The sequence below is a fragment of the Micromonospora sp. NPDC049107 genome (assembly GCF_040648595.1).
Taxonomy (GTDB): domain Bacteria; phylum Actinomycetota; class Actinomycetes; order Mycobacteriales; family Micromonosporaceae; genus Micromonospora.
Map to the genome: position 1 here is coordinate 630450 of NZ_JBEZEC010000003.1, position 7534 is coordinate 637983.

The window sequence follows — 7534 nt, forward strand, 5'->3', positions numbered from 1 at the left end:
TATCGTGAAAGTCGGAAGTGGTGCTCGAAATGGTGGTATGCGTTGTCCATGGCAAAAGTTGCTCTCCATGCGGCACATACGCGCGCCGGCACCTCCGGCCCGACGACCGGTCGGGAGACACCTCGGGACGGCACCACGACGCGCCGACCGTACGATCGCTGGAAGCGGCTTCTCGACGTCATCGGCGCTCTCCTCCTCCTGTCGCTCGGCGCCCCCGTACTGGCCGTGGTGGCCCTGGTGGTGCTGGTGGCGCACGGGCGGCCGGTGCTGTTCCGGCACACCCGCCCGGGGTTGCACGGCGAACTGTTCGAGGTGGTCAAGTTCCGGACCATGCGCCACCCCGATCCGGATCGAGGGCTGGTGAGCGACGCGGATCGGCTGACCCGGGTGGGCCGCTGGCTGCGGGCCAGCAGCCTCGACGAGCTGCCGGAGTTCTGGAACGTGCTGCGGGGCGAGATGAGCGTGGTCGGTCCCCGCCCGCACCTCGTGCGCTACCTCAGCCTCTACAACCCGGAACAGGCCCGACGACACGACGTGCGACCGGGCATCACCGGGCTGGCCCAGGTGCGTGGCCGCAACGCGCTGGACTGGGACGCGAAGTTCACCTACGACGTCGAGTACGTCGACCGCCGCTCCTTCCTGCTGGATCTGCGGATCGTCCTGGCCACGATCTGGGTGGTGCTCAGTCGCCAGGGCATCTCCGCGCCGGGCGCGGCCACCTGGCACGAGTTCACCGGTAACCCACCCGCGCAGGCGACCGTCGACCACGACTCCGCCCACCGGCGATGAACCGGGTCCTGCTCCTGGGGGCCGGTGGATTCCTCGGCCGGCACATCCGGACGGCGCTGGCCGCCCACGCCACCGTCCGGTCGATCACCCGCGCCGAGTGTGACCTGGTCCGGGTCGAGCTGCGCGACCTGACCGCGCTCATCGCCCGGGAGCGACCGGACACGGTGGTGACGGCGGCCGGACGGATCGTCGGCTCCGGCCACGACTTCGTGCAGGCGCACGTGGTGGCGACCGCGAAGCTGATCGAAGCGGTGGCCGCCGCCGCCCCCGGGGCCCGCCTGATCCGGATCGGCTCGGCCGCCGAGTACGGCACCGTGCCGCACGGCCTCGCCGTCACTGAGGAGTACCAGGGCACGCCCGTCAGCGAGTACGGGCTCAGCCACCTGGCCGCCACGCGGTTGGCGGAGCTGGCCGGCGGGGCGGGTCGACTCGACACGATGGTGTTGCGCATCTTCAACCCGGTCGGGCCCGGGATGCCGGCGGGCAACGTGCTCACTCGGGTGACCGCGATGGTGAGGTCGGCGGTCGCTACCGGATCGGAGGACATCGCCGTGGGCCTGCACGACACGTACCGGGACTTCGTCGACGTCCGGGACGTCGCCTCGGCGGTCCTCGCCGCGGCGAGCTGCCGCCCGGGGCCCGCCCGGGTCTTCAACGTGGGCAGCGGTAGGGCGGTGGCGACGCGCGACGTCGTCCGGTTGTTGGCGGAGGTGTCGGGCTTCACCGGTGACATCCGGGACGGCAGCTTCGCGCCGGACGCCGATCGCTCAGCCGCCGTGCCGTGGATGTGCGCCGACATCGAGCGCGCGAACCGGGTGCTCGGGTGGACGCCCGCACACGACCTCGGTGATTCGCTGGCAACACTGTGGCAGGCCGACGGCGAGCAGCCCGCCCGTCCGGTCGCCGGCTCGGCAGCGCGGTGAAGCCCATGCGGATCGGCATGCTCAGCCAGTGGTTCGACCCGGAGCCGGGCGCGGCGGCGCTCCCCGGGATGCTCGCTCGGGCTCTCGTCCGCCGAGGACACGAGGTCCAGGTCCTCACCGGGTTCCCCAATTACCCGACCGGCGAGTTGGCGCCCGGCTTTCGGGTGACCCGTCGGCTCGACGAGGTCGACGGGACGACCCGGATCCGCCGGGTGGCCCTCTATCCCAGCCATGACCGCTCCGCGCTGCGCCGGCTGGCGAACTACGGCTCCTTCGCCGCCTCGGCGCTGGTGTCCGGCACGTCGGCGCTGCGCGGCGTGGACGCCCTCTGGGTCGGCAACTCGCCGATCAGCGTCGCCCTGCCGATGTGGTTCACCCGGTACGTCCAGCGGGTGCCGGTGCTGCTGCACGTGCTGGACCTGTGGCCCGACAGCGCGGTGGCCAGCGGCTTCATCGGCACCGATCGGGTGTCCCGGATGATCGAGCGGGGGATGAGCGGCTGGTGCGGTGGGATGTACCGCAGCGCCGGCCGGGTCGCGTACGTCTCGCCCAGCGCCGCCGACCTGCTCGCCAGCCGAGGCGTACCCCGGGAGAAGCTCGTCCACATTCCGGTGTGGGCCGACGAGACGCCGAGGACGGGCGTCGCGGACCTGCGCGCCGAGTTCGGGCTCCGCGAGGACCAGGTGGTGCTGGTGTACGCCGGCACGCTCGGTGAGGCGCAGGGGCTCGACTCGCTCATCGACGCCTGCGCCCGGATCAACGACCCGCGACTGGTCTGCCTGATCGCCGGCTCCGGCACCACCGAGGAGCGGCTGCGCCGTCGGGCCGAAGAGCTGAACGCGACACACGTGCGGTTCCTGGGGCGGCTGCCCCGGGAGCGGATGCCCGCGTTGATGGCCACCGGTGACGCACACTACGTGAGCCTGCGACCCGGCGGCATGTCGGCGTACACGATGCCCAGCAAGGTGCAGGCCACCCTCGCTGCCGGGCGGGCCCTGCTGGTCGCCGCGCAGGGGGACGCCGCAGCCGTCGCGCACGACAGCGGCGCGGGTATCACCGCCCGACCCGGTGACCCCGACTCGATCGCCGACGCGCTACGGGAACTCTGCGACCTGGGCCGGGAGAAGCTCGAGCTGCTCGGTCAGGCCGGCCGGGCGCACTACGACCGGGTCTTCTCCGTCGCCGCCGGCGCCGAGCGGGTCGAGCAGGCGCTGGGTGAGGCGGTGGAGAGCCACCGACGGCGCTGACCCGCTGCAGCACGTTTCAAAGTGGGCGGCTCGTCCAGACTGGTGGCGCGCGCGGCCACCGTCCGAGCGGGGTGAGTCGATCGCGGTCTCCGACCAGGCCGAGGCTCCCGTTGTGGCCTCGGCCTTGTGCAGCTCCCGGCCTCGACGGGGCGAGCTGTAGAGTCGCGACGGCCGGTCGGGCGAGGGAAGCACCGACCGGACCGGCGAGGGGATGGCGCGTGCTGCACCTGAGGGTGATCACCCCGGAGAGCAGGACGACGGATGTCGTCGACCTGCTCTCCGCAGAGGCAGGAGTGACTCACCTCGCCGTGCTGCCGGGTGCCGCCCGGCAACCGCGTGGTGATCTCATCCTCTGCGACGTGGTGCGGGAGAGCGCGGACCGTGTGCTGCGGGAGTTGCGGCGACTCGGCGTGGACACCAGCGGCGGCATCGCGGCCGAGGACATCGAGCTGACCATCTCCGCGGCGGCCGACCGGGCGGCGGACCGGGCGCCGGGCAGTGGCGCGGACGCGGTGGTCTGGGACGAGATTGCCGCGAAGACCGGTGAGCAGACGGAACTGTCCGGCACGTACCTCGTACTGATCGTGGTGGCCACCATGATCGCCGGCATCGGGGTGCTGCTGGACCAGCCGATTCTCATCGTCGGGGCGATGGTCGTCGGTCCGGAGTTCGGCCCCCTCGCCGCGCTGTGCGTGGCGTTGCTGCGCCGCCGGCTCGGGGTGATCGGCCGCTCGGTGCAGGCTCTCGTGGTCGGCTTCGTGGCGGCTATGGTGGCGACCGTGCTGAGCACCTGGGCGCTGACCGCCGCCGGCCTGGTCAGTCGGGAGATGCTGCTCGCCGAACGCCCACTCACCGATTTCATCTGGCGGCCGGACGCGCTGTCCTGGGTGGTCGGTCTCCTCGCCGGCGTGGCCGGGATGCTCTCGTTGACGTCGAAGAAGTCAGGCAGCCTGGTCGGGGTGCTGATCTCGGTGACGACGGTCCCGGCAGCGGCGAACGTGGCGGTGGCTGCCGCCTACGGAGTATGGGACGAAGCGGGCGGCTCGGCACTCCAACTGGTCATCAACCTGAGTGCGATCGTCCTGGCCGGCCTGCTCACCCTCGTGGTGCAGCAGGCCTGGTGGTGGGGTCTGGCTCGCCGGTCCCGTCGTCCAGCAACCGGGTGAGCAGCGTCCGCAACGGGATCGACTCGCCGTCTCGTCCACCGGACCCGACCACCAACGGTGCCGGGCTGGGTTCCGGGTCGGCGCCGAACAGCCGGGCCCGCAGACCTCCGGGCACGGTCAGCAGGTGGAACCGGCCGGCCACATCCACCGCCCGGGTCTCGGCCCGGTCGACGTACCAGCCGGTCAGCCTGGTCCGGTAGCGCCCGCGCCCGTCGTAACCCCGGGCGACCAGCCGGGTGGTGCGCAGCCCCCGCCGGGTCGCCTCGGCCACGAACCAGGCCACCAGCTTCGCCGCCTCGGCCTGCTCGGCGGCCCGCCGCCGCGCGTCCGCGTCGGCATGCGCGCGCACCGCCTGCCGCTGCTGCTCCCGCCACGTCCGGCCGTCCGGCTCATTCACGACGCCGACGGTACGCACGGGGCTCAGTCGAGCGGCCCGCAGGGTGCCCCGGGCGATCGCGGCCATCACCACGTTGGTCTAGACGTAGTACGGCAGCGCGTTGATCGCCTGCTGTAGCCCCGCGCTCGCCCCGCCTCGCCCCGCCCCGCCCTCGCCCCGCCTCCGCCTGCGTCGATCTTGCAGTTTCGGTCGTCGGAATAGGCGGAATGCCGGCTATGCCGGCGCAGAAAGTGCAAGATCGCGGCCAGGCCCGGTCGATCATGGAGTTGTGGTGCCTGGCTTGGCGTTATGCGGGCGGTTTGTCACCCACCACAACTCCATGATCGACGGGGCCGCGCGGGGTCGAGGTGGTGAACGGGTTAGGCCAGGCCGGCGCGGCGTAGGGCTTCGGCCATCGCGTCGTTGGCCGGCGCCGGTGCGCCCTGCCGCTGCTGCCCGCCGCGACCACCCTGCCCGCCACCACGACTGCCCTGGCCTTCGCGACCACCCTGCCCGCCGCCGCGACTGTCCTGCCCGCCGCGACTGTCCTGCCCGCCACGACTGCCCTGCCCGCCGCGACTGTCCTGCCCGCCGCGACCCTGCTGTCCGGCACCGCGACCGCCCTGGCCGTCGCGACCGCCCTGCGGTCCGCGCTGCGCCGGGCCGCCACGCCCCTCCTGACTCGTCCGACCACCGGCGGCCGGCTCATCCTCCAGCCGCAGGGTCAGCGAGATGCGCTTTCGGGGTACGTCCACGTCGAGCACCCTGACCTTGACCACGTCGCCGGACTTCACCACCTCACGGGGGTCCTTCACGAACGTCCGGGACATCGCCGAGACGTGCACCAGGCCGTCCTGGTGCACCCCGACGTCCACGAACGCGCCGAAGGCGGCCACGTTGGTGACCACGCCCTCCAGCACCATGCCCGGCGTCAGGTCGCCGATCTTCTCCACGCCCTCGACGAAGGTGGCGGTGCGGAACTCCGGCCGGGGGTCACGGCCCGGCTTCTCCAGCTCGGCGAGGATGTCGGTGACGGTGGGCAGGCCGAACCGGTCGTCGACGAAGTCGGTGGCCCGCAGCCCGCGCAGGATCGCGCTTCGGCCGATCACGGCGCGCAGGTCCTGCCCGGTGCTGGCGAGGATCCGCCGCACCACCGGGTACGCCTCGGGGTGCACGCTCGACGAGTCCAGCGGGTCGTCCCCGCCGGGGATCCGCAGGAAGCCGGCGCACTGCTCGAACGCCTTCGGCCCGAGCCGGGCGACCTTCTTCAGCTCGGTCCGCGACCGGAACGGCCCGTTGGCGTCCCGGTGCAGCACGATGTTCTCGGCCAGCCCGGCCCCGATCCCGGAGACCCGGGTCAGCAGGGGCGCGGACGCGGTGTTGACGTCCACCCCGACCGCGTTCACGCAGTCCTCCACGACGGCGTCCAGCGACCGGGAGAGCTTCACCTCGGACAGGTCGTGCTGATACTGGCCGACCCCGATCGAGCGAGGGTCGATCTTGACCAGCTCGGCGAGCGGGTCCTGGAGACGACGGGCGATGGAGACCGCGCCGCGCAGCGACACGTCCATTCCGGGCAGCTCCTGCGCGGCGTACGCGGAGGCGGAGTAGACCGACGCGCCGGCCTCGGAAACCATGACCTTGGTCAGGTTGAGCTGCGGGTGGCGCTTGATCAGGTCACCGGCCAGCTTGTCGGTCTCGCGCGAGGCGGTGCCGTTGCCGATCGCGATCAGCTCCACGTCGTGCGCGCCGGCCAGCCGGGCCAGGGTCTCGATCGACGCGTCCCACTGCCGGCGTGGCTCGTGCGGATAGATCGTGTCGGTGGCGAGGACCTTGCCGGTGGCGTCGACCACGGCCACCTTCACGCCGGTTCGCAGGCCCGGATCCAGGCCCATCGTCGGCCGGGTGCCGGCCGGCGCGGCGAGCAGCAGGTCACGCAGGTTGGTGGCGAAGACCCGTACGGCCTCCTCCTCGGCGGCCTGCCACAGCCGCATCCGCAGGTCGGCCCCGAGGTGGATGAGGATGCGCGTACGCCAGGCCCAGCGGACCGTGTCGGTCAACCACCGGTCCGCGGGGCGCCCGGCGTCGGACACTCCGAACCGGCCGGCGATCATCGCCTCGTACCGGGTCGGACCGGTCGGTACGGCGTCGGCCTCGCCGGCCTCCTCCGACTCCATGGTCAGGTCGAGCACGCCCTCCTTCTCGCCCCGGAACATGGCCAGGATGCGGTGCGACGGCAGCTTCGGGTACGGCTCGGAGAAGTCGAAGTAGTCGGCGAACTTCGCGCCGGCCGTCTCCTGACCGTCGCGTACCCGGGAGGCCAGGCGGCCCCGCGACCACATCTGCTCGCGCAGCGTGCCGATCAGGTCGGCGTCCTCGGCGAAGGTCTCGATGAGGATCGCCCGAGCGCCCTCCAGCGCGGCGGCGGCGTCGGCGACGCCCTTCTCGGCGTCGACGAACCCGGCGGCGGTGGCCTTCGGATCCTGGGTCGGGTCGGCCAGCAGCGTCTCCGCCAGCGGCGCGAGGCCGGCCTCGCGGGCGATCTGCGCCCGGGTCCGCCGCTTCGGCTTGTACGGCAGGTAGATGTCCTCCAGCCGCGACTTCGAGTCGGCGGCCATGATCTGTGCTTCCAGCGCCTCGTCCAGCTTGCCCTGGCCGCGGATCGACTCCAGCACGGCGGCCCGCCGCTCGTCCAGCTCCCGCAGGTAGCGCAGCCGCTCCTCCAGGGTGCGTAGCTGGGTGTCGTCGAGCAGGCCGGTGGCCTCCTTGCGGTAGCGGGCGATGAACGGCACGGTGGCGCCGCCGTCGAGCAGCTCCACGGCCGCCCGCACCTGACGCTCGGCCACGCCGAGCTCGTCGGCGATCCGCTGATGAACAGACTGGGTCACGATCTCGATCCGCCTTCGACTCGATCCGCCCTCAAAGAGCGGGTACCGCCTGCATTCTGCCGGTCGGCCCCGACCACTGTCGCCGCGCCCGGCCGGTCGCGCCCCCGCGCCGTCGCGAGCGGAAGAGCACACGTCAGAAATACAG

The 7534-nt window shown here is 72.4% G+C and carries 6 protein-coding genes; 4 read left to right on the forward strand and 2 right to left on the reverse strand.

Annotation, left to right across the window (positions count from 1 at the left end; genetic code table 11):
• Positions 1–48 precede the first annotated feature (48 nt).
• The 4 genes from AB0B55_RS11055 to AB0B55_RS11070 all read left to right on the forward strand — a co-directional run bounded on the left by AB0B55_RS11055 (position 49) and on the right by AB0B55_RS11070 (position 4125).
• Positions 49–789: a sugar transferase gene (locus AB0B55_RS11055; protein ID WP_357119949.1), complete on the forward strand. Its 741-nt coding sequence runs from the start codon at positions 49–51 to the stop codon at positions 787–789.
• Positions 786–1712: an NAD(P)-dependent oxidoreductase gene (locus tag AB0B55_RS11060; protein ID WP_357119946.1), complete on the forward strand. Its 927-nt coding sequence runs from the start codon at positions 786–788 to the stop codon at positions 1710–1712. Before AB0B55_RS11055 ends, AB0B55_RS11060 begins: the two co-directional genes overlap by 4 nt.
• Before the next feature lie 5 nt (positions 1713–1717).
• Positions 1718–2959, forward strand: coding sequence for a glycosyltransferase family 4 protein (locus AB0B55_RS11065; RefSeq protein WP_357171575.1), 1242 nt, complete (start codon positions 1718–1720; stop codon positions 2957–2959).
• A gap of 218 nt (positions 2960–3177) precedes the next feature.
• Positions 3178–4125, forward strand: a complete 948-nt coding sequence (locus AB0B55_RS11070) for a DUF389 domain-containing protein (protein ID WP_357119940.1) — start codon at positions 3178–3180, stop codon at positions 4123–4125.
• On the opposite strand, the gene AB0B55_RS11075 is transcribed toward AB0B55_RS11070, so the two are convergent.
• Positions 4055–4522: a hypothetical protein gene (locus tag AB0B55_RS11075; RefSeq protein WP_357119937.1), complete on the reverse strand. Its 468-nt coding sequence runs from the start codon at positions 4520–4522 to the stop codon at positions 4055–4057. The genes AB0B55_RS11070 and AB0B55_RS11075 overlap by 71 nt on opposite strands.
• A gap of 359 nt (positions 4523–4881) precedes the next feature.
• Positions 4882–7389, reverse strand: a complete 2508-nt coding sequence (locus tag AB0B55_RS11080) for a Tex family protein (RefSeq protein WP_357171576.1) — start codon at positions 7387–7389, stop codon at positions 4882–4884.
• Positions 7390–7534 lie beyond the last annotated feature (145 nt).